This window comes from Gracilibacillus ureilyticus (assembly GCF_900111195.1).
GTDB classification, from domain to species: Bacteria; Bacillota; Bacilli; order Bacillales; family Amphibacillaceae; genus Gracilibacillus; species Gracilibacillus ureilyticus.
In genome coordinates this window covers 93,793-113,112 of sequence record NZ_FOGL01000011.1, presented here as the reverse complement: position 1 = coordinate 113,112, position 19,320 = coordinate 93,793, and the positions used below count along the sequence as shown (strand labels likewise).

The following is a 19,320-nucleotide window of genomic DNA, read 5'->3' as shown; positions in this document are numbered from 1 at the left end:
CAGATAAAAAATCTCATGAACCATGTTAGTTCATGAGATTTTTTATATTAGGTGAAACTTCATCGTTTTCTTCCAGCCTTATCATTTACTTTACTGATTTAGTTGTTCTATTGTTTTGTTCCTCTTCCAAAATGTTTTCATAGAACGCCTGCCCTTTCATAATCTGTCGGCAAAACGCTTCATGTTTATGGGACCATCCTGTTACCAGATCATTGTATAAATGGGTCCATGCTTCCTTAAAATTCATATTTTTAATCATTGCATAATTTTCAGGCTGCCACTCTGTTAACCAGTAGCGAATTTCTTCCAGACATTTAGAAACCTGTAATTGATCCAGTGCGATCATTAACAGCTGTTTCAACTGTCGTTCTCTTCTGGTCAAACCCATCATCGATTCTGGCGGCAGTGATAAGATATGGAATTCCTTTTCGCCAGGTTCATTGTTATGATAGGTTTTTACTTCCCTTCCTTCAATTAACTCCAAAACAAGCCTTTCCTGTCTTGGTATCAGGCGGCTTTTTCTAATGGGAATCTGGTAACCCATTGTATCGAATGCCAATATAGACCGTCCATCAGTAACAACACATGCATACTCTAATACTTTCCGTTCCTGGTTTTTACGAATATAAGCCCGTTTATAAATCTGTTCCAGTATTTCTTTCGGAATATCATGTAAGTCATTCTCAATCGTATGAAAGGTTTCTTTATCAATATAGAGTACGGGAACTTGATCTAAAATTTCAATTCCATCAGATGTCCGCCATTCATGGAAAGAACAAATATTATATCCATTCTCTTCACCTTCAAACCAATTCACCCATACATCATGTAAATATAACATATGATAAACCCTCACTTTACGCTAATTTCTTATCAAACAGTATGACCAAATGAGGAAAATTTATTCTTGCATTACTATTATTTTACAGACATCACTGTTAATTTATTTAAGGAAATCCCCATCATTACTAAGCCAACAATAAAGAAATAGCACTCCATTTTTGATTGAATAATCGATAAATAATCGATGAATGAAAGACCAGCCGGAATGAAATTCAAGTATAAAATAATCGACATCCCACCAGATATAGCGAACCCAAATCCTAAGAGAAAAAATAATGCATAGATCATTTATTCACCTGCTTGTCCTTATCTTTTTCAAAGTGCTGTACGATCAGAGTTTTACTTTATTCATTATATGTACAAGCCTTTAATATAGAATCGGAGTTTAGAAAATAGAGGGGGGAGAAGTATTTACTATGTTCAGTGAAGAGGAAAGAGCCAGCGGTTACTTAGCTCTTAATTTATCTGATAAATTTATAAACTCTTCATTCACTCGGGACATCATTACTTCCATTCCGGCTTTTCTTGATTCATTTTCCGGAAGATATATTGGTTTCCCGTAAATCAGCTTTGGTTTCTTCCGTTTAAGTAAGTCACTGAAATTATTGGGTCCAATATATGCCGCTGGAATTATCGGTACTTTGGAGTTTGCTGCGATGGTTACCGCACCTCTTTTCAAAGGGACATCCTCACTCGTTCTCGTTCCACTCGGAAATATTCCTACAACCTTTCCTTCTGCCAGCAGACGTTTTGGTATTTTTATCGTACTTGGACCTGGATTATCCCTGTCAACAGGAAATGCATGCAGGCGGTTCATCAGCCATTTTAACAATTTGGATTCAAACAATTCTTTTTTTGCCATATAATTTATTTCTGTTGGAAGTGTAGCAATTCCCAGCCATAATATATCCACCCAGCCTGTATGTGTACATGCAATAACATATCCGCCTGATTTGGGCAGATTTTCTTTTTGATAGACCTTTATTTTTCCAAATAGACTTAGGATAATTTTTAAAATATTTGCTGCGAATTTATACATATCAAGCACCCCTTCATTTCTTCCCTAAAAAGTAGAACGAGTGCAAATACTCTCTGCACTCGTTCAAAAGCCTCGCTGTATATTAATCCTGGTATTTTTTGAAAATTAATGTCACGTTATGTCCGCCAAAACCTAACGAATTGCTTAATGCAAAATTGATCTCTTTTTGTTTCGCTTCATTTGGGACATAATTTAAATCACAAGCAGGATCTGGTGTTTCATAATTGATGGTAGGTGGTGCAATACTGTCCTGAATTGCTTTAACGCAGGCAATGGCTTCTACCGCACCAGCTGCTCCTAATAAATGCCCTGTCATTGATTTCGTTGAAGACACGTCTAAATTATAGGCATGTTCACCAAATACTGATTTAATTGCCTGTGTTTCAAAAGAATCATTGTATTCAGTACTTGTACCATGTGCATTTACATAATCTATATCTTCTGTACTGATACCTGCATCTTCAATAGCCTGTTTCATTGCACGAGCAGCCCCTTCCCCTTCCGGAGCTGGAGACGTAATGTGGTAGGCATCACCCGAAGCACCATAACCGACTATTTCCGCATAAATTTTCGCTCCTCGCTTTTGAGCAGATTCTAATGATTCAATTACCAGAATACCTGCCCCCTCACCCATAACGAATCCATCACGATTTTTATCAAATGGGCGACTTGCTGTTTTCGGATCATCATTAAATGATAATGCTTTTGCTGTAGAAAAACCGGCAAATGACATTGGAGTCAATGGGGCTTCCGCTCCACCTGTAATCATAAACTCCGCATCACCACGCTCAATTACTTTATAAGCATCACCTATGGAATTTGCACCAGATGCACAAGCAGTAACAGAACAGTTATTGATACCTTTCGCGCCTAACTGTATGGATACCTGGCCTGCAGCCATATCAGGGATCAGCATAGGCACGAAGAATGGACTAACTCGTTTGTAACCTTTATCAACAAATCTTCTGAACTGTTCGTCATATGTTGCCATACCGCCTATTCCAGAACCTATCCAGACACCTACTTTTGGGGCGATTTCATCTGTAATTTCCAAATTCGCATCTTCTACCGCCATTTTTGCTGCAGCAACTGCGTACTGTGTAAAAAGGTCCATTCTTTTGGATTCCTTTTTTTCCATATATTCTGTCGGGTCAAAGTTCCTGACTTCTCCTGCGACCTTTGCAGGAAACTCGTCTTTATTTACTTTCGTTACAAAGTCAATACCTGACTGACCTGATTTTAAATGACTCCAGAATTCATTAACATTGTTTCCAAGCGGTGTAATTGCACCTAGACCTGTAATTACAACTCTGTTTTTACCCATACTACATCCTCCTTTAGTCCTCAAGTATATTTATTTCCCCCATTTTAGAGCGACAGCACCCCATGTTAGACCGCCACCAAAGCCTACTAAAACGACTAAATCGTTATCTTTTATTTTACCTTCTTTTACTCCTTCAGATAAAGCGATCGGTATAGAAGCAGCAGAAGTGTTACCATATTTATTTACGTTCACAGCTAATTTCTCCGGGTCTATGCCTAACCGCTGTCTTGCAGCTTCCATAATACGAATATTAGCCTGATGTGGTATTAAATAATCAACGTCTTCTTTAGCATAGCCTGCCTTTTCCACAACATTCACTGAAGATTCGGGCATTTGCCGAACAGCAAACTTAAATACTTCTCGACCATTCATGATGATATGTTCATTTTCTTGAGCTAGGTGTTTCCCGCCTGAACCATCTGAACCTAATTCAAAAGATAAGATACCTTTGTCTTCGCTTACCGGTCCCATAACCGCAGCTCCAGCGCCATCACCAAACAACACACATGTATTCCTGTCTGTCCAATCTGTTATCTTGGATAATTTGTCTGCCCCAATAATTAGAACATGTTTATATGCGCCTGTTTCAATAAATTGTTTAGCAGTGATCACACCATACATAAAGCCTGCACATGCTGCGCTTATATCCATTGCCGCAGCTTTGCTTGCACCTAATCTGTCCTGAAGAATGCAGGAAACTGTTGGAAAAGCCTGGTCTGGTGTCACTGTTGCTACTAAAATCAAGTCAAGATCTTCTGCTGACAATTCAGCCTCGTTTAACGCATTTAATGCAGCTTTATATGCTAAATCTGACGTATCTTCGTTGTCAGAAGCTATTCTTCTTTCTTCTATCCCTGTTCTTGTCCGTATCCATTCATCACTCGTGTCAACAATTTTCTCCATATCAAAGTTCGTTAATACTTTTTCTGGAGCGTAATGTCCAGTTCCTAAAATGCCTGCTTTCATACTATCCTTCCTCTCAAAGGAACTAATTTAATATCAATTATTAAGACTTGGTACTAATTTTAAAATATTATACAAAATTTTTCAAGTGTTTAATTTTTCTCCATTCGCGAATCAAAGTCATATATACAGTGTTCCCTAAAAAAATAAAACCATAGTCCCGGAAAGACTATGGTTTATTCTCATTCTGCTGGTATGGCAATAATCCTGTTTCAATATATGTCTCAATGTTTTTCTTTATTTTTTCTTGCAAATAGTGCGGGACTTTCTCACTGTATGGCCCCATTGTAATAACTTCTTCCGCAAAGCCGAAATTATATATTCCGCCGTCAAGATTTCCTTCCATCAATTGTTCTACTGCATGCACATACAGTTTATCAATATGCTGAATTGTGCTTGTTAATACAGATTGTCCACCGATTACTTGCTGATCATTTACGAAACCGATCGAATAAATTTGATCCTCCTTTGCAGCTTCCACAACTGGAACACTGTATGAATCTCCTGCCGGGTATATGACATCCACTCCGCCTTCCACCATATGATGATAATACTCCATAGCTAAGTCGGATTCATCCCAATTGTATACATACTGTATGGCTACCTCAACATCTTCATTCTGATATTTCACACCTTCATAAAAACCTTCTACTTCCGGTTGCCACTCATATGCGGCAATAATCCCAACATGATTAGTTTCCGTCATCTCCGCTGCAATCATACCGGCGAAATAACCCATAGCTAATGAATTAAAATTTAAGCTTGTTAAATTTTCATCAGAATATGCACCATTAACATAGAGAAAATGTATGTCAGGATAAGCACCTTGTATAGTATGAAATAGTTCGCCATAATTACTGCTGTGGCCAATAATCAGCTGAACACCCTGGTTCGCAAATTCTTCTACTGCACGATTAACCAGCTGCTGGGTATTTACGCCTTCCTGGAAGAAAACTTCCACATCAAGTTCCTCTTCTATTTCAAGTAATCCGCGATAACCTTTATTGCCCCATGTCTGATCATTAATTGAGTGTTCAATTAACATACCGACCCGTTCAATTTCATTTATTTCTCCAGACTGCATACAGCCTGCTAACTGCATCATTATAAAAAAAATCAATATTGAAATTCCAAATCGCTTCTTCAATCTATGCACTCCTTGGAAATATCCCTAAAATTTGGTCTATAGGACTATTTTATCGCTTTCAACGTTGCTCGTAAACATAGAAAACATTACAATCTTATTACAGACTTAATATCTGTTATGAAAAAAACAGCACAATTTATTTATTTGCACAACACTAATCGTCTGTAACACCCCCACTGATCAAAAGTCTGACTTTATTTTCTGTATTGTTTTTGATAAAATAGAAAAATGAATGTATATGAATTTATTTTTTACATAAATGACTAAAGAGGTGAAAACAATGAAATATGTGATGACTATTTTTTGGGCGCTTATCATAAGTTTAGTCGTAGGTTATGTTTTAGCAAGTATGGCAGGTCAAGCCCTCGATGTACCAGGAACTCTTGCAATTGCTGCTATCTTTAGTATTATAGTATTCCTTTTAGGTGACGGTATTTTAAAGGAAGAGAATTAATATTGCCAAATGGAACCCCTGTTTTTATGACAGGGGTTCCATTTATTCTGTAGAATAGTTAAGGGGGGATGCAGCGTGAATCAGTATTCGATTAATCAGGTTTTACAGGCGATACCATTGTTTGAAGAACTAACTTCTCATGAAATAAACTCATTAGAAGAAATTGCACATACGAGAAAATATCCAAAAGGAACACATATATTTATGCAGGACGATCCGCTTAAAAATGTGTACTTTGTGTTAGAGGGACAAGTAAAAATTTACCGGATGGACATTCATGGCCGTGAACAGATCGTTAACATACTGAATCAGGGAGAGATGTTTCCACATCAGGGATTTTTTCGCCAGGATGGATATCCGGCACATGCGGAAGCATCTGAGCATTGTGTACTCATCTACATACCTAAAAAGAAATTTGAAGACTATTTAATCCGTTACCCCTCAGTTAGTATTAAAATATTTCGTGTACTTGGTGATATGATTGTTGATTTGCAACACCGTTTAGAGGAACAAATTTTGCATTCCAGCCGTGAACAACTGATGATGCTCTTATTAAGGCTTGTAAAGAAGAATGGAACGGAAGATAAAAATGGCGGAATGAGATTGATTAAACAATTCTCGAACAAAGAACTTGCGAATATGATTGGCACAAGCAGAGAAACTATTAGCAGAACGCTAAGTCAATTGAAAAAAGATAAGCTTATTGAACAAAAGTCCACGCATGAATGGATTATTTATGCTGATAAAATTGAAGAGGAACTTTTTCATTAGAAAAACGGACATCTCTGTCCGTTTTTCTGCTTAATCCGGAATACCAAGTGCTATTTTAGCATAGCGTGACATGCGGTCTTTTGACCATGGCGGACTCCATACAATATTCACATTCGTGTCTTTTACTTCCGGAATGTCTTCCATCACACGCTTAACATCTTGCTCAATATGACCTGCTAACGGGCAGCCCATTGCAGTCAACGTCATTGTCACAGTTGCAATACCTTCATCATCTAGGTCCACACCATATACAAGTCCCAGATTCACAATATCTATACCAAGCTCAGGGTCAATAACATTCTCCAAAGCTCCCATTAAATTCTCTTCCAATGCCTGATCCATTTGTATATCCCTCCTTGTTACTTTTACGGCTTATCTTTATTATAAACAAATTTTGAAATTTTTTAAAATGATATTTATCACAGCTTATTTTCTAACCAGTTTACAAACTCCACTATCGCAAATCTGCTTACCTTGTGCCCTCTGTTCATTTCTTTAAGAAAGTGAATGTTTTCCGGATTTTTGTAATGTTCAATTGCTTCCTCATAAAACTCATACGCATGCCGGAACGGAACCACCTGATCATCCTCCCCGTGCCAGAAAAATAATGGACGGTCAAATAATTTATCAATTTGAATGGATAAGTCAATTTCTTTTAACTCCTCCATAATAAGTGTGAGCTGTTCGTCTGATATCGGAAAATCTTTTACTTTTGTTTTTGTAAATTCGATCAATTGATTCGCATATGACGTAAGTTTCGGTGATCCCATTAAAATACCTGCCGTGTTAATCCAGGAAAACTGAGTTAATGCAGCTGCTGTCGTAATTCCTCCCATGCTGGTACCAGCAAGTCCAAACCGTTCCACTTCTACCAGATGTCGTGATACTAATTCTTCATAAATTAATTCAATATCATCCAAATTTTGTTTGATAATATCAAAAAAGCGCAACTCACGCTCCATATGTGTTATTTCTTCATCTCTTTCACCATGTAACAAACAGTCAGGCAATATGACCCGGTAACCTTTCTCTGCTAGCAAATAAGCTGTTGGTAAATTATGTTCCTTTGCACTCGTATAGCCATGAATGTATGTAAGCGTTGGGAGAGGTTCTTCTTTCTTATCATGATCAACTACATGTAATAATGGTATCTCCTGCCAATATTCTTTCTCTACAATAATCATTTAAATTTCCTTTCTTCATAGAATTCCCATAATATTAATGATATCTCTTTCTAATCGAACTTGCAAAATATAGAAACAAAACAATACAAGAACTTTACATCTGCTGTCTACAACTATAGACTATACTACATAGTGAGGTGATGATATGGGCAAAGAAAAACATTTGATAGCACTTGATTTAGATGGGACATTATTAACAGAACAAAAGGTTATAAGTGCATATACTAAAGAAGTAGTGCAGACTGCAATGAAAGAGGGACATATCGTAGTTATAGCAACAGGAAGACCGCACAGATCAAGTATTATGTATTATCATGAACTTGGTTTAAATACACCAATGGTTAATTTTAACGGGGCACTGATCCATCATCCTGGAGACAGTAAATGGGATAGTATACACTCTCCTTTACCAAACCGTACCGCAAAAAAAATCATTCAGACATGTTATGACTTTAATGTAGAAAATATTTTTGCTGAAATAGAAGACAACATATACTTAGACAGATATGATGAAGAAATACTGGATATATTCACAGAGCCTGACCACCGTGATTTAATAACAATCGGCAGTCTGAAAAATCACTTACAGGATGATCCTACCTCTATTTTGATTCATCCAAAAGAAGAACACATCGAACAACTAAGGCAATACCTGGATGATGAACATGCATCGGTTATTGAACACCGCAAATGGGGTGTTCCATGGAATGTGATCGAAATTGTCCGTAAAGGTATTAATAAAGCTGTCGGCTTACATAAGATCGCTCATTACTACCATATTCCTCAGGAGAATATTATCGCATTTGGGGATGAAGATAATGATTTGGAAATGATTGACTTTGCTGGTGTTGGTGTTGCGATGGGAAATGCAATCAACGAATTAAAAGCTGTTGCGAAATATGAGACAGCTACAAATGAAGAAAATGGTATTGGAAACTTCCTCACTGATTATCTGCAACTCGAACAAGCCACTTCCGGAAGAAAACATTTACCAGAATAAAAATAGCTTAATCTCTTCATAATAAGCTTGATCATCAATATTGATGGTTAAACTTATTTTTATAAGGAGGGCCACCAATGCGTAATAATATGTTTGAACAGGCAAAAAATGCTGTAAACAACTTAATGAACAGAAACAATTTTAGTGAACAGGATAAACAAGCGGCTCAGAACGCGATACAATCTGCTTACACAAATGCTACTGCAGAAGAACAGCGTGAACTGAAACAACTGGAACAACAACTGCAGCAAGAAAACGAGTTGAAATAATGCACTTTTTACACCACCAGTCAATGGTGGTGTATATTTCTTTTACCAAATCGATAAAGGACCAATCCATAAATTGCATGACCGCTAAACCAGAAGATTACCGCTGTTGCATTATCCACTGCTGGTGTTTCTTTTTTCGCTAATACCGTTAAAGGAAAATAACTCATTGCTGCAATAAAACTTAACAAACAAGCTAAAAGCGACTTTCTGATTTTGTATTTTGGTTTTAATAATACTAAATAAAAAAATGCAATAATCCAGGCAATTAGCAGATGAAAGATCCATTCTAATATTGGCGGAAATACCCTTCCTTCGAAAAATGGCAGGAAGTCTACATTCATTAATAAGGTATAAACTTTTACATTCATGAGCTTCTCCATCATCCACAGGAAACATCCTAAAACAAGTCCGGAAAAGAACCCGGTAATCATTGAAAATTTAAACATTCCACATCACCCCTAACCTCATTTGACGTTGGTATTACAGGTAGAAAAGCTTTTTAATTCTTCGCATTTCTGATATGATAGAAAGAAAGTACGGTGAAATAGGAGGAAATAATTATGGCTATTCATGTTGAAGCTACCCCAAATCCAAATGCAATGAAATTTACCAGTGACAAAATGATCTTTGAAGGAAACAGCAGTGTTTCAGTAATGCAAGGACAAACAAGTGAACATGACGTATTAAATGAATTAATGAAACTTGATGGTGTTGATAACGTGTTTGGCTTTCAGCATTTTATCACAGTAAATAAAAAAATGGATGCAGAATGGGATAGCCTAATAAGCCAGGTAGAAGAGGTTATAACAAATTTTGGATATTAGATAGAAAAAAGAGAAGGTTTATACCACCTTCTCTTTTTTTGATTTATTGAATCTGGTCTAACTGGACCGGTACAACATATGAGCGATCTTCATTAAATATGGACATCATGATAACACCATTAAACGGAAGATCTTCTTCAGCAATCGAAATATCTATGGTGAAAGAATACCAGTCTTCACCTTCGATTGGAATCTCTGTTTGTTCAACTAAGTAATTATGACCATCTTCAACTTCATAGTAAACATTTCCAATCGATGGATGCATCTCACCTGTAACCTTGTAAGTACCGTTTTCTCCTGTTACTTCAATGTTGCGGATTAATTCCTCACCATCTGCACTTGTTTCTTCCGCCATATCTGAAATCTGGATAGAGAACTGACTAGTGAAAGCTCCTTCCTCCAATTCTTCATCGCCTGCCTTAGTTGGCAGTAATTGCATTTCCACATTATATTCACCAGGCGCCAATTCCTGCTCAGGCTGCCATTCTTCTTCCCACGTCTTTGATTCACCGCTTGCTATCGTTTCTTCCACTAGTGCTTCCGTAAACATCTTACCTTCAGAGAACTGATATACAACTTCGTCATCTTTTTTCAGTACGATTTCATATTGCTGGCCTGATGGAAAAGTGACCGTTACATCCTCTTCATTATGATTAACTAATTCAAAACTAAATGTAATACCATCCTGCTGTTGCTCTGCCTCAGCTGTAAATTCCAGATTATCTCTTATGGCCGACTCTGTTTCTGTTGTATTTTCTTGATCATTTTCTTCTGCATTTGCCTGGCCGCTTTCATTACCGCTATTCGAAGAACCGCATGCCGCAAGCAAACCAAACATTAACAAAATAAATAGTGTAAACAGTTTTTTCATCACTATATCTCCCCTTTTACTTTAATAGTCGCTTGATAAGAAAGAAAGTTTCAGTCATTTCTTCTGAAGAAACCATATACTCCTGCTGTTTGTACTACATTCGTAAAAGCATTCTCATCAACTTCTTTAATAATTTTTTCTAGGTCATACAGCTCATACCTAGTTATTACCAAGTATAACATGTGTTTGTCTTCTTTGGTATAAGCACCTGTTACTGGCAAAATGGTAATTCCTCTTACCATTGTATCATGAATTGCTTTCTGGAGCTCATCTGCTTTTTTCGTTACAATCATTGCCGTTACTTTTTCGTGACGTGTATGAATACCATCAAGGACACGTGTTGTCACATACAACCCAACAAGTGTATATAAGGCATTTTCCGGTTCATTCAATAGTCCTGCGACCAGGATGATTAATCCGTTAATAATCATGAGGTAGCCGCCAATTGGCTTATCTTTCATTCTGGATAGTACCATTGCGACAATATCAGATCCCCCAGTAGATGCCCCCCATTTTAATGTGATCCCTACACCTATACCAGCGATAACTCCACCGAATACCGCATTTAGTATGATATCATCAGCCAACTTTATAATAGGTAGAATTTCCAAGAATAAAGAAGTAAATATTACAGACAAAAAACTGTAAATGGTAAACCCTTTACCAACTTTAAACCAGCCAAGAATGGCTACAGGAATATTTAATATGAATAAAATTATACCTGTACTTATATTCTCATATCCAAGATATTCAGTGAATATGGTTGATAAAATCTGAGACATCCCTGTAAAACCACTTGCATAAACATCGGCACCAATTAAGAAAAAGTTTAATGCGATTGCGTTAAACATGGCGCCAACAATAACGATCGCAATCCGCTTAGCTTCCATTAAGAACAATAAAATCCCTCCAACCTGAGTAATCATCTTATAAATAAATACCCTGTATTATTTCGCTTTAATCCATCATAGATTATGTATAATAGCAAAAGAAGTATTTGTGTTTTTTTAAAATGGATTTCTACCGTGATTTACTTTGACGAAGATTAAAGATATGGTTAAACTTATAATAAACAAAATTAGGGCATACATACATGAACCTAAGAAATAAAGGAGGCTTTCAAATGACAGTAAAAATAATTGCTGACTCTGCATCCGATTTATCTAAGGAAGATTATGAAAAATATCATATAGAAATGGTTCCGCTGACAGTTCAGCTTGATGGAGAGAACTATGAAGATGGTATCTCGATTTCCTCTAAAAAAGTTTACGATGCCATGCGTGAAGGCAAGTCACCAAAGACATCCCAAGTAAGTGCACAGGTTTTCCATGACACATTTGAGAAGCATGCAAAAGAAGGAAATGAGGTTGTTTATCTTGCTTTTTCTTCAGAATTATCTGGTACATATCAGGCAGCGAAATTAATGGAAGAAGAAATTAAACAGAGATATCCTGACTTCCAATTGCATGTGCTTGATACAAAATGTGCTTCTTTAGGATATGGACTAGTAGTACTGAAAGCGGCAGAGGCAGCTAATAATGGCGCAACTGTTGAAGAAATACTGGTAGTGAGTAAGTATTACTATGAAAGTATGGAACATATTTTTACAGTAGATGATTTAGAGTATTTATATCGCGGAGGCCGTGTTAGTAAAACAGCAGCATTTGTGGGGACTTTGCTAAAAGTTAAACCACTATTGCATATGGAGGATGGGAAACTGATCCCACTCGAAAAGGTACGCGGATCAAAAAAAGTATTAAAGCGTATGATTGAACTGATGGAAGAACGCGGGACAGACCTTGATAATCAAATGGTTGCTATTAGTCATGGAGATGCTCTTGATACTGCAAATAATCTTGCAGAAATGATCCGTGAGAAATGGAATGTAAAAAAAATTAAAATAAATATGGTCGGATCTTCGATAGGTGCCCATGCAGGCCCGGGAACTATTGCATTATTTTTCCTAAACCAGTCACCGAAAGATATTACATGATCTAATTTCTTTTAGCCATACTAGTTAAAAACTAGTTGGAGAGTGAATCATATGGCTAATAAAACAAAAGAAGTATTACCAAAACAGCATCAGGATCGTCAGCCAGGATTGGAAAGTGAAATGAACCCACTTCCTGTCAGTATCCAGCCAGACTATCAAGGTGCAGATAAATTGAAAGGAAAAACTGCTGTTATCACTGGAGGGGACAGTGGCATTGGCCGTGCTGTCGCTATTCACTTCGCCCGTGAAGGCGCGAATGTTGGTATTATATACTTTGATGAAGATAAAGATGCAGCAGAAACGAAAAAACAGGTCGAATCAGAAGGAGTCAGTTGCAGCCTTTTCCGCGGTGATATTTCAAGCAGTGCTTTTTGTAATCAAGTTATTGAAAATATGATCAATGAATATAAAAATATCGATATACTTGTCAATAATGCTGCAGTACAGTATCCACAGCAGGATTTTCTGCAAATAACTGATGAACAATTAGAGAAAACGTTCCGAACTAATATTTTTTCCTATTTCTACCTGACCAGAGCCGCACTCCCGCATATGGGAAAAGGAAGCACAATAATTAATACATCCTCTATTACGGCTTTCCAAGGCAATGAAAGTCTAATTGACTATTCCAGTACCAAAGGAGCGATCACCACTTTCACCAAGTCTTTAGCAAAATCATTGGTTAAAAAAGGGATTCGTGTAAATAGTGTGGCACCAGGCCCGATATGGACACCTTTAATTCCCGCATCTTTTGATGAACATACTGTGTCCATATTCGGTTCTGACACTGAAATGGGTAGACCTGGTGAACCTGCTGAACTTGGACCTGCCTATGTTTACCTTGCCAGTGATGACTCCAGTTACGTCACAGGACAAACCATTCATGTAAACGGTGGTACCGTAATCTAAGGATTTTTTCTTAAAAATATATTGAATTCATGTTAAAACTTGACTTTATGTCAAGTTTTTTATTTATTTTTCTTAAAAAATAGTGTAAAGTTATATTTTTGAATGAGATTTTAGGAAAGAGGAAGTAACTTGAAAAATACAGACACAAAGAAAATGACTCTTTTTGCCTTAACATGGCCGATTTTTATCGAAATTCTCTTGCACATGTTAATGGGGAATGCGGATACATTAATGCTTAGTCAATATTCAGACCATTCTGTTGCAGCGGTGGGAGTAGCAAATCAAATATTAGCTGTTGTTATTGTAATGTTTGGTTTCGTAGCAGCCGGTGCTTCTATTTTAGTTGCACAATATCTGGGTGCAAAACAGGAAATGGATGCTGCAAAAATTTCCATGACTTCTATCAGTCTCAATCTGATATTCTCTCTTATTATCAGTCTTGTTTTATTTTTACTAAGTAATTTTATCCTGGAATTAATGGATTTACCAGCAGAATTAATGGCAGAAGCATCCATTTATATGAATATTGTTGGCGGGTTTATGTTTATTCAGGCATTAATTATGACAATTTCAGCTATTTTAAGAAGCTATGGTTATACAAAGGACACCATGTATGTAACGATAGGCATGAATATTCTGAATGTGATCGGTAATTATCTTTTTATATTCGGTCCATTCGGTTTTCCGGTATTAGGTGTGGAAGGTGTAGCTTATTCAACGATTATTAGCCGTATTATTGGTTTTATTGTTATTACTTTCGTATTAATATATCGCAGTGAAAAAAAGCTGCCATTTACATCGTTTTACCGCTATGAACGAACCCATGTAACTGACCTGTTAAGAATTGGTGTTCCATCTGCCGGTGAACAGCTCTCCTATAATACCAGTCAGATGATTATCACTTATTTTGTTGCACAGTTAGGAACTGTTGCAATTACAACTAAAGTGTATGTTCAGAATTTAATGATGTTTATTTTGCTCTTTTCCCATGCAATCGGACAAGGGACACAAATATTAATTGGCTATATGATCGGAGAAGGAAATATAGATTCTGCATATGAGCGCTGTATGAAAAGTTTAAAGATTTCCATTATAATCAGCACAATTACTGCAGTTGTTTTTTATGTTTTTCATAGAAGCTTGTTAGGTATCTTCACTGATGACCCTACCATTATTGAGCAAGGTGCTTTCCTGTTATTAGTGACCGTTATTTTAGAACCGGGCCGGGCTTTTAATCTAGTAGTGATAAGTGCGCTGCGGGCTGCAGGCGATGTCAAATTCCCTGTTTTCATGGGTATTCTCTCCATGTGGGGAGTTAGTGTTACTTTCGCCTGGTTCTTTGGAATTTTCCTTGGCCTCGGCCTCACAGGTATATGGATCGGCTTTATTGCAGACGAATGGCTCCGCGGAATGCTGATGCTGCGAAGATGGAGATCAAAAGTCTGGGTTAGAAAAGCTTTCGTTTAAAAAAGCATCGAACAATTATTTTGTTCGATGCTTTACTTTTATATTAAGTGCTGTAATAAAAGCGACAAATCCTCCGAAGATAATGACCATCATTGTGATGAAAAACCAGTTGATTCCTTTATTTTCTTCTACAATAAAGATATTACTTGTTTCACGTTCCAGTGCGATGCGATATGTCCCATCATCCTGCCGCCTTACAATATCATCTTCCAGGAGCCCGGTAAGCTGCATATCTGAATCGATATCTTCCACTGGTACTACCTGTGTTTTTGTATCATTATTTACCGCGATATACATCGTTTCCTCAGCAGATGTACGCTTAAATACAGTCATTGCACCTGCCTGCCCCACTAATTCCAGCTCACCTTCTGATAAAGCCTGGGATGATTCACGAATTTGTGATAACTTTTCAAGATGCTGTATGATTTCTTCATCTTCTTTATTCAATTCTGCCATTCTGTGATCAGGCTCTGCCTGTCCATTATCCATCGGTACTTCTCCACCCTGATAGAATAGTGAAGAACCTGGTAATGTGTATAGCAATGTAGAGGCAAGTTTCCATCTCGTAACAGGGTGGTAGCCTTCCCTTACCGCTTCAAAAGCAAAACGGCTAGTTAAGACAGATTCCATATAGTTAATACCATTTGCAGTGAAAGCATATTCCTGATCAAAAAGCGGTTCGAGCGACTCACCGGGATTACTCAACAAGTTAACTGCCTCCTGTTGAAAATCGTGGTTCATTGCTATACCAGATCGATCGGTTCCTTCCGTAATCACAAAAGCCTGATCTTGTAAGTTTTCTGTAATCCGATCAATTAATTCTCCATTTTCCGGTTCATCCGCATATACATGAATTCCATCAACACCAGCTTCCTCAACCCATAACTTTATTGCATCATTTATGTAGCTAGTTGATTCACTAGTTATCTCCAATTTTGACAAGGATTGATCAAAGTATCCACCGACTTGTTCTGCTGAAGCAAATGGATGACTGGAGCTGACTTGGGAAATAACAAAGTCCAGGATTACTTTTATATCCTGTTCATGGGCTTGTTCAACAAGTTCTTTTAAATCTTCCATTGTACCAAATTGTTCATCTATTAATTGGTGATCAGTTGTGTCAAAACCATGGTATGACTCTGATACCATAATTGGACTTAAATTAATTGCACTGAAGCCTTTTTGTTTAATCTCCGGAAGCTTATCAATAATACCTGCAATATCTCCGCCATGGTACGCCTCCGGGTCTTCCACATTAATGTTGTGATCATTTTCATTATTTCCATTTACAAAACGGTCAACAAGTATGTAATAGATTCTTTCATCCAGTTGATCAGCGGCATGTAAAGGAATTGCAGGTATCATCAGAATGAAACATACTATGGCAGCAACTGCGCCTTTTTTTATCTTATTCATAAAACGTCCCCTTTTACTATCAATATCCATCTTCCATTATCCAAGACTAAGATAAATTGTCAATCAATAGTTGAAGGGAGACCTTTGATCAGAGGAAATTTTAATCCCCCAATGATCACTAGCAGATTGCTTATTGCTGTGATGAAAGGGGGAATCCGTATCTTTTCTATTTGTGAATATTTTTAGAAACTTGATTTTTTGAGGACTTGCTTCCTATATTCTTCCCTTACAACATATAATACAACTAGTGATAATAAAAACAGATATGGCATAGAAGGTATAAACCAATTCTTCCAATGGAATGGTGCTTTTTCTATGAAAACTGCTTTCATGTATTTATCATCGTAATAAACGGATATGCCTTCATTTGTTTTCATTTGTTTAATCTCATAGTATATTGTTCCTATTGGATAATAGTTAGAGGCGTTTCCATAGTAATGGCCGTTTTTATCTGGATTCGAAGTTACCTGGCCGATTTTTCGCCCAATCTGCTCTTCATTTACATGCTCTTCTGACACTTTATAAATTTTTCCGTCAAAAATCACAAAAGGATAGCCCCTGTCAATCGCCTGGATAATAAGTGGATTAGATAAAAATAGAATGATAACAATAATTCTTTTCATCATTACAGTCACTACTTTCTCTTTCTCGTCCCCATGTTAATTTATATTTTTATTTGAACCTCATATTTCTTCAGCCAATAATCAATTTGAGCTAAATGAGCTAGCAGCTGCGGTCCTGTCATTAATTGTCCAAACCATGGTGTCTGAATATTTGTCGCTTTATTTTTCACAAGTTCTATTACAGATGCCCGGTCCAAGATCTCAAATATCCGGGAATTACTGTCCTCAATAATTTCCTCCATCCATTGAACGACTGCTTTAGTATATGCGGGGTGATGTGTTTTCGGGTATGGACTTTTCTTGCGGTAGAGAATTTCATCAGGTAAAATTCCTTCCAGCGCTTTTCTTAATATCCCTTTTTCACGGTTACCGTGTGTTTTAATTTCCCAGGGAATGTTCCAGACATATTCGACAAGCCGGTGATCACTGAAAGGGACTCGGGCTTCAAAGCTTGCTCCCATACTCATTCTGTCTTTTCGATCAAGCAGTGTAGGCATAAACCATTGCATATTAAGGTAGAACATTTGCCTGCGATATTGCTCTTCTTTGTTATCACTTTCCAAAAGGGGAGTTTCATCTACCGTCTCTTTATAACGCTGAACAGCATATTCTTTCAAATGCACTTTTGATTGTATATCCTTGCGTAATAGTTGTTGCCTGACTTCAGAGGAACGGATCCAGGGAAAGCCTTCACGTTCTAAATCTTCTTTCCGGTAAAACCATGGATAACCACCAAATATTTCATCCGCACATTCTCCTGATAACGCAACAGTTACTTGCTTTTTGGTTTGTTTACAGAACCATAACAAGGATGAATCGACATCAGCCATTCCAGGTAAATCCCGGTAAGTTACAGCATCTTTCAGTAATTGTACAAGTGTATCATTATCCATCTCATATGCTGTATGTTCTGTATGGAACGTATTGACCATTTTTTCTATAAATGGTTTATCCTGATTTGGCTGGAAATCACTTTGTTTAAAATATCGATCATTCTCTTCGTAATCAATGGAAAACGTGTTTAATGAAGCCTGATTGTACTTTTTTAAATAGTTTGCCGCTATTGCTGTAATGGCACTGGAATCAACGCCGCCAGATAAAAATGTTCCGAGCGGCACATCTGATACGAGTTGGCGTTCCACAGCATCCACTAACAGTTTCCTGACATTGGCAGCAGTTTCTTCTACACTATGGTCATGTTTTTCGCTTTTTACATTCCAGTACCTGGAAACTTTCCAGCCATTTCTATCAAAAATTCCTGCATGACCTGCCCGCAATTCTTTTATTTCAGAAAATACTCCATTTCCCGGTGTTCTTGATGGGCCAAGTGCAAACAATTCTGATAAGCCTTCTGCAGTGATTACTGGCGCTACTTCCTCATGACTGAGGATTGCCTTTATCTCTGATCCGAACAATAATCCCTGCTGGTGTTCTTTATAGAACAGTGGTTTTACTCCTAAACGGTCACGACAGAGGAACAACTGCTCTTTTGATGAATCCCATATAGCATAAGCAAAAATCCCATTAAGCCTTTCTACATGTTCTTCACCCCATTCCATATAACTTTTTAATAGAACTTCGGTATCGGAGTGAGAATGGAATCTCCAGCCTTTCTTAATTAATTCTATTCTTATTTCTTCCGTGTTGTACAATTCTCCATTATATACGAGCACATATTTTGCATCGTTCTTATCTGCAATCATCGGTTGTTTCCCACCGGCAGGATCAACGACAACGAGCCGCCGCTGTCCGAAACCTACATGCTGATCATACCAATAACCATATTCATCTGGTCCGCGATGAGCTAATTCATCTGTCATACGACTTAATTGTCCCTGGTCCTGATCTAATCTTCTTGTAAAATCTATCCAGCCAATAATCCCACACATACTTGTTCACCATACCTTCCATAGCCTGATTGCTCTTACTAATTTATGCGTAAAAAAAATAAAAATGATTGCTATTTATACATACAGTTTCCGTCCCAAGGCTTGTGGCAGGGATTTTATGAAAATTTTGGCTGATTATTCATAAACGTGCTGAAAAAAATTGGATGAAATTGTGCACTTACTGATGACAGCTGCGAGGAAGTGCGGCCTAAGGATCTTATATGGAGGATGAACACCTTCGCGTCTGGGAAACTTGGCGTGATGACTTTCAGAGGGGCGCTGAACGTCTTCGCGTCTAAGAAAATTAGAGCGATGGCTTTCGGAGGGGCGCTGA

The 19,320-nt window shown here is 37.4% G+C and carries 22 protein-coding genes; 8 read left to right on the top strand and 14 right to left on the bottom strand.

Annotation, left to right across the window (positions count from 1 at the left end):
* Positions 1 to 85: 85 nt before the first annotated feature.
* The 6 genes from BMW36_RS11845 to BMW36_RS11820 form a co-directional block, all read right to left on the bottom strand.
* Positions 86 to 841, bottom strand: a complete 756-nt coding sequence (locus BMW36_RS11845) for a DUF3603 family protein (protein WP_089741346.1) — start codon at positions 839 to 841, stop codon at positions 86 to 88.
* A gap of 77 nt (positions 842 to 918) precedes the next feature.
* The gene (locus BMW36_RS11840; RefSeq protein WP_089741343.1) at positions 919 to 1,131 is read right to left on the bottom strand and encodes a YuzI family membrane protein; all 213 of its coding nucleotides are present in this window, start codon (positions 1,129 to 1,131) and stop codon (positions 919 to 921) included.
* A gap of 157 nt (positions 1,132 to 1,288) precedes the next feature.
* Positions 1,289 to 1,882 carry a lysophospholipid acyltransferase family protein gene (locus tag BMW36_RS11835; protein WP_089741341.1) on the bottom strand — a complete coding sequence of 198 codons (594 nt, stop codon included), beginning with the start codon at positions 1,880 to 1,882 and terminating at the stop codon, positions 1,289 to 1,291.
* An 82-nt stretch (positions 1,883 to 1,964) separates the two neighbouring features.
* Positions 1,965 to 3,206 carry a beta-ketoacyl-ACP synthase II gene (gene fabF, locus BMW36_RS11830; protein ID WP_089741339.1) on the bottom strand — a complete coding sequence of 414 codons (1,242 nt, stop codon included), beginning with the start codon at positions 3,204 to 3,206 and terminating at the stop codon, positions 1,965 to 1,967.
* A gap of 30 nt (positions 3,207 to 3,236) precedes the next feature.
* The gene (locus tag BMW36_RS11825) at positions 3,237 to 4,172 is read right to left on the bottom strand and encodes a beta-ketoacyl-ACP synthase III (protein WP_089741337.1); all 936 of its coding nucleotides are present in this window, start codon (positions 4,170 to 4,172) and stop codon (positions 3,237 to 3,239) included.
* Between the two features lie 166 nt (positions 4,173 to 4,338).
* Positions 4,339 to 5,316 carry a BMP family ABC transporter substrate-binding protein gene (locus BMW36_RS11820; protein ID WP_245711666.1) on the bottom strand — a complete coding sequence of 326 codons (978 nt, stop codon included), beginning with the start codon at positions 5,314 to 5,316 and terminating at the stop codon, positions 4,339 to 4,341.
* A gap of 280 nt (positions 5,317 to 5,596) precedes the next feature.
* Between BMW36_RS11820 and BMW36_RS11815 the strand changes: the two genes are divergently transcribed.
* Together BMW36_RS11815 and BMW36_RS11810 are read left to right on the top strand one after the other, a co-directional pair.
* Complete coding sequence (locus BMW36_RS11815; protein ID WP_089741335.1) at positions 5,597 to 5,770, top strand: DUF2929 family protein; 174 nt, start codon at positions 5,597 to 5,599, stop codon at positions 5,768 to 5,770.
* A gap of 75 nt (positions 5,771 to 5,845) precedes the next feature.
* Positions 5,846 to 6,541 carry a Crp/Fnr family transcriptional regulator gene (locus tag BMW36_RS11810; protein ID WP_089741333.1) on the top strand — a complete coding sequence of 232 codons (696 nt, stop codon included), beginning with the start codon at positions 5,846 to 5,848 and terminating at the stop codon, positions 6,539 to 6,541.
* Positions 6,542 to 6,571: 30 nt separating this feature from the next.
* Here BMW36_RS11810 and BMW36_RS11805 read toward each other — a convergent pair whose 3' ends face one another.
* Both BMW36_RS11805 and BMW36_RS11800 read right to left on the bottom strand, forming a co-directional pair.
* Complete coding sequence (locus BMW36_RS11805; protein WP_089741331.1) at positions 6,572 to 6,883, bottom strand: metal-sulfur cluster assembly factor; 312 nt, start codon at positions 6,881 to 6,883, stop codon at positions 6,572 to 6,574.
* 77 nt (positions 6,884 to 6,960) lie between these two features.
* Entirely contained in the window at positions 6,961 to 7,725 is a 765-nt protein-coding gene (locus BMW36_RS11800; RefSeq protein ID WP_089741329.1) for a prolyl oligopeptidase family serine peptidase, read from the bottom strand.
* A 145-nt stretch (positions 7,726 to 7,870) separates the two neighbouring features.
* On the opposite strand from BMW36_RS11800, the gene BMW36_RS11795 reads away from it, so the two are divergent.
* A complete protein-coding gene (locus tag BMW36_RS11795; protein ID WP_089741328.1) occupies positions 7,871 to 8,725 on the top strand; it encodes a Cof-type HAD-IIB family hydrolase in 855 nt (284 codons plus the stop codon).
* 77 nt (positions 8,726 to 8,802) lie between these two features.
* Complete coding sequence (locus BMW36_RS11790; RefSeq protein WP_089741326.1) at positions 8,803 to 8,994, top strand: DUF3813 family protein; 192 nt, start codon at positions 8,803 to 8,805, stop codon at positions 8,992 to 8,994.
* Between the two features lie 20 nt (positions 8,995 to 9,014).
* Here BMW36_RS11790 and BMW36_RS11785 read toward each other — a convergent pair whose 3' ends face one another.
* On the bottom strand, positions 9,015 to 9,440 hold the full coding sequence (locus BMW36_RS11785) for a hypothetical protein (RefSeq protein ID WP_089741325.1): 426 nt from the start codon (positions 9,438 to 9,440) through the stop codon (positions 9,015 to 9,017).
* A 114-nt stretch (positions 9,441 to 9,554) separates the two neighbouring features.
* Between BMW36_RS11785 and BMW36_RS11780 the strand changes: the two genes are divergently transcribed.
* Entirely contained in the window at positions 9,555 to 9,818 is a 264-nt protein-coding gene (locus tag BMW36_RS11780; RefSeq protein ID WP_089741323.1) for a NifU N-terminal domain-containing protein, read from the top strand.
* A gap of 43 nt (positions 9,819 to 9,861) precedes the next feature.
* On the opposite strand, the gene BMW36_RS11775 is transcribed toward BMW36_RS11780, so the two are convergent.
* Both BMW36_RS11775 and BMW36_RS11770 read right to left on the bottom strand, forming a co-directional pair.
* The gene (locus BMW36_RS11775; protein ID WP_089741320.1) at positions 9,862 to 10,689 is read right to left on the bottom strand and encodes a BsuPI-related putative proteinase inhibitor; all 828 of its coding nucleotides are present in this window, start codon (positions 10,687 to 10,689) and stop codon (positions 9,862 to 9,864) included.
* Positions 10,690 to 10,739: 50 nt separating this feature from the next.
* The gene (locus tag BMW36_RS11770; protein ID WP_089741318.1) at positions 10,740 to 11,588 is read right to left on the bottom strand and encodes a YitT family protein; all 849 of its coding nucleotides are present in this window, start codon (positions 11,586 to 11,588) and stop codon (positions 10,740 to 10,742) included.
* 224 nt (positions 11,589 to 11,812) lie between these two features.
* On the opposite strand from BMW36_RS11770, the gene BMW36_RS11765 reads away from it, so the two are divergent.
* From BMW36_RS11765 to BMW36_RS11755, 3 genes are all read left to right on the top strand, one after another.
* A complete protein-coding gene (locus BMW36_RS11765; RefSeq protein WP_089741316.1) occupies positions 11,813 to 12,682 on the top strand; it encodes a DegV family protein in 870 nt (289 codons plus the stop codon).
* A 51-nt stretch (positions 12,683 to 12,733) separates the two neighbouring features.
* On the top strand, positions 12,734 to 13,591 hold the full coding sequence (locus tag BMW36_RS11760) for an SDR family oxidoreductase (protein ID WP_089741314.1): 858 nt from the start codon (positions 12,734 to 12,736) through the stop codon (positions 13,589 to 13,591).
* A 129-nt stretch (positions 13,592 to 13,720) separates the two neighbouring features.
* Positions 13,721 to 15,058 (top strand): MATE family efflux transporter, encoded by a 1,338-nt coding sequence (locus BMW36_RS11755; RefSeq protein ID WP_425431946.1) that lies wholly within the window; start codon positions 13,721 to 13,723, stop codon positions 15,056 to 15,058.
* A gap of 15 nt (positions 15,059 to 15,073) precedes the next feature.
* Here BMW36_RS11755 and BMW36_RS11750 read toward each other — a convergent pair whose 3' ends face one another.
* The 3 genes from BMW36_RS11750 to asnB form a co-directional block, all read right to left on the bottom strand.
* Positions 15,074 to 16,474 carry an alpha-amylase family glycosyl hydrolase gene (locus BMW36_RS11750; RefSeq protein ID WP_175480439.1) on the bottom strand — a complete coding sequence of 467 codons (1,401 nt, stop codon included), beginning with the start codon at positions 16,472 to 16,474 and terminating at the stop codon, positions 15,074 to 15,076.
* A gap of 182 nt (positions 16,475 to 16,656) precedes the next feature.
* Positions 16,657 to 17,100 (bottom strand): hypothetical protein, encoded by a 444-nt coding sequence (locus tag BMW36_RS11745; protein ID WP_089741407.1) that lies wholly within the window; start codon positions 17,098 to 17,100, stop codon positions 16,657 to 16,659.
* A 38-nt stretch (positions 17,101 to 17,138) separates the two neighbouring features.
* Positions 17,139 to 18,986, bottom strand: a complete 1,848-nt coding sequence (gene asnB / locus BMW36_RS11740; protein ID WP_089741311.1) for an asparagine synthase (glutamine-hydrolyzing) — start codon at positions 18,984 to 18,986, stop codon at positions 17,139 to 17,141.
* Between the last annotated feature and the right edge of the window lie 334 nt (positions 18,987 to 19,320).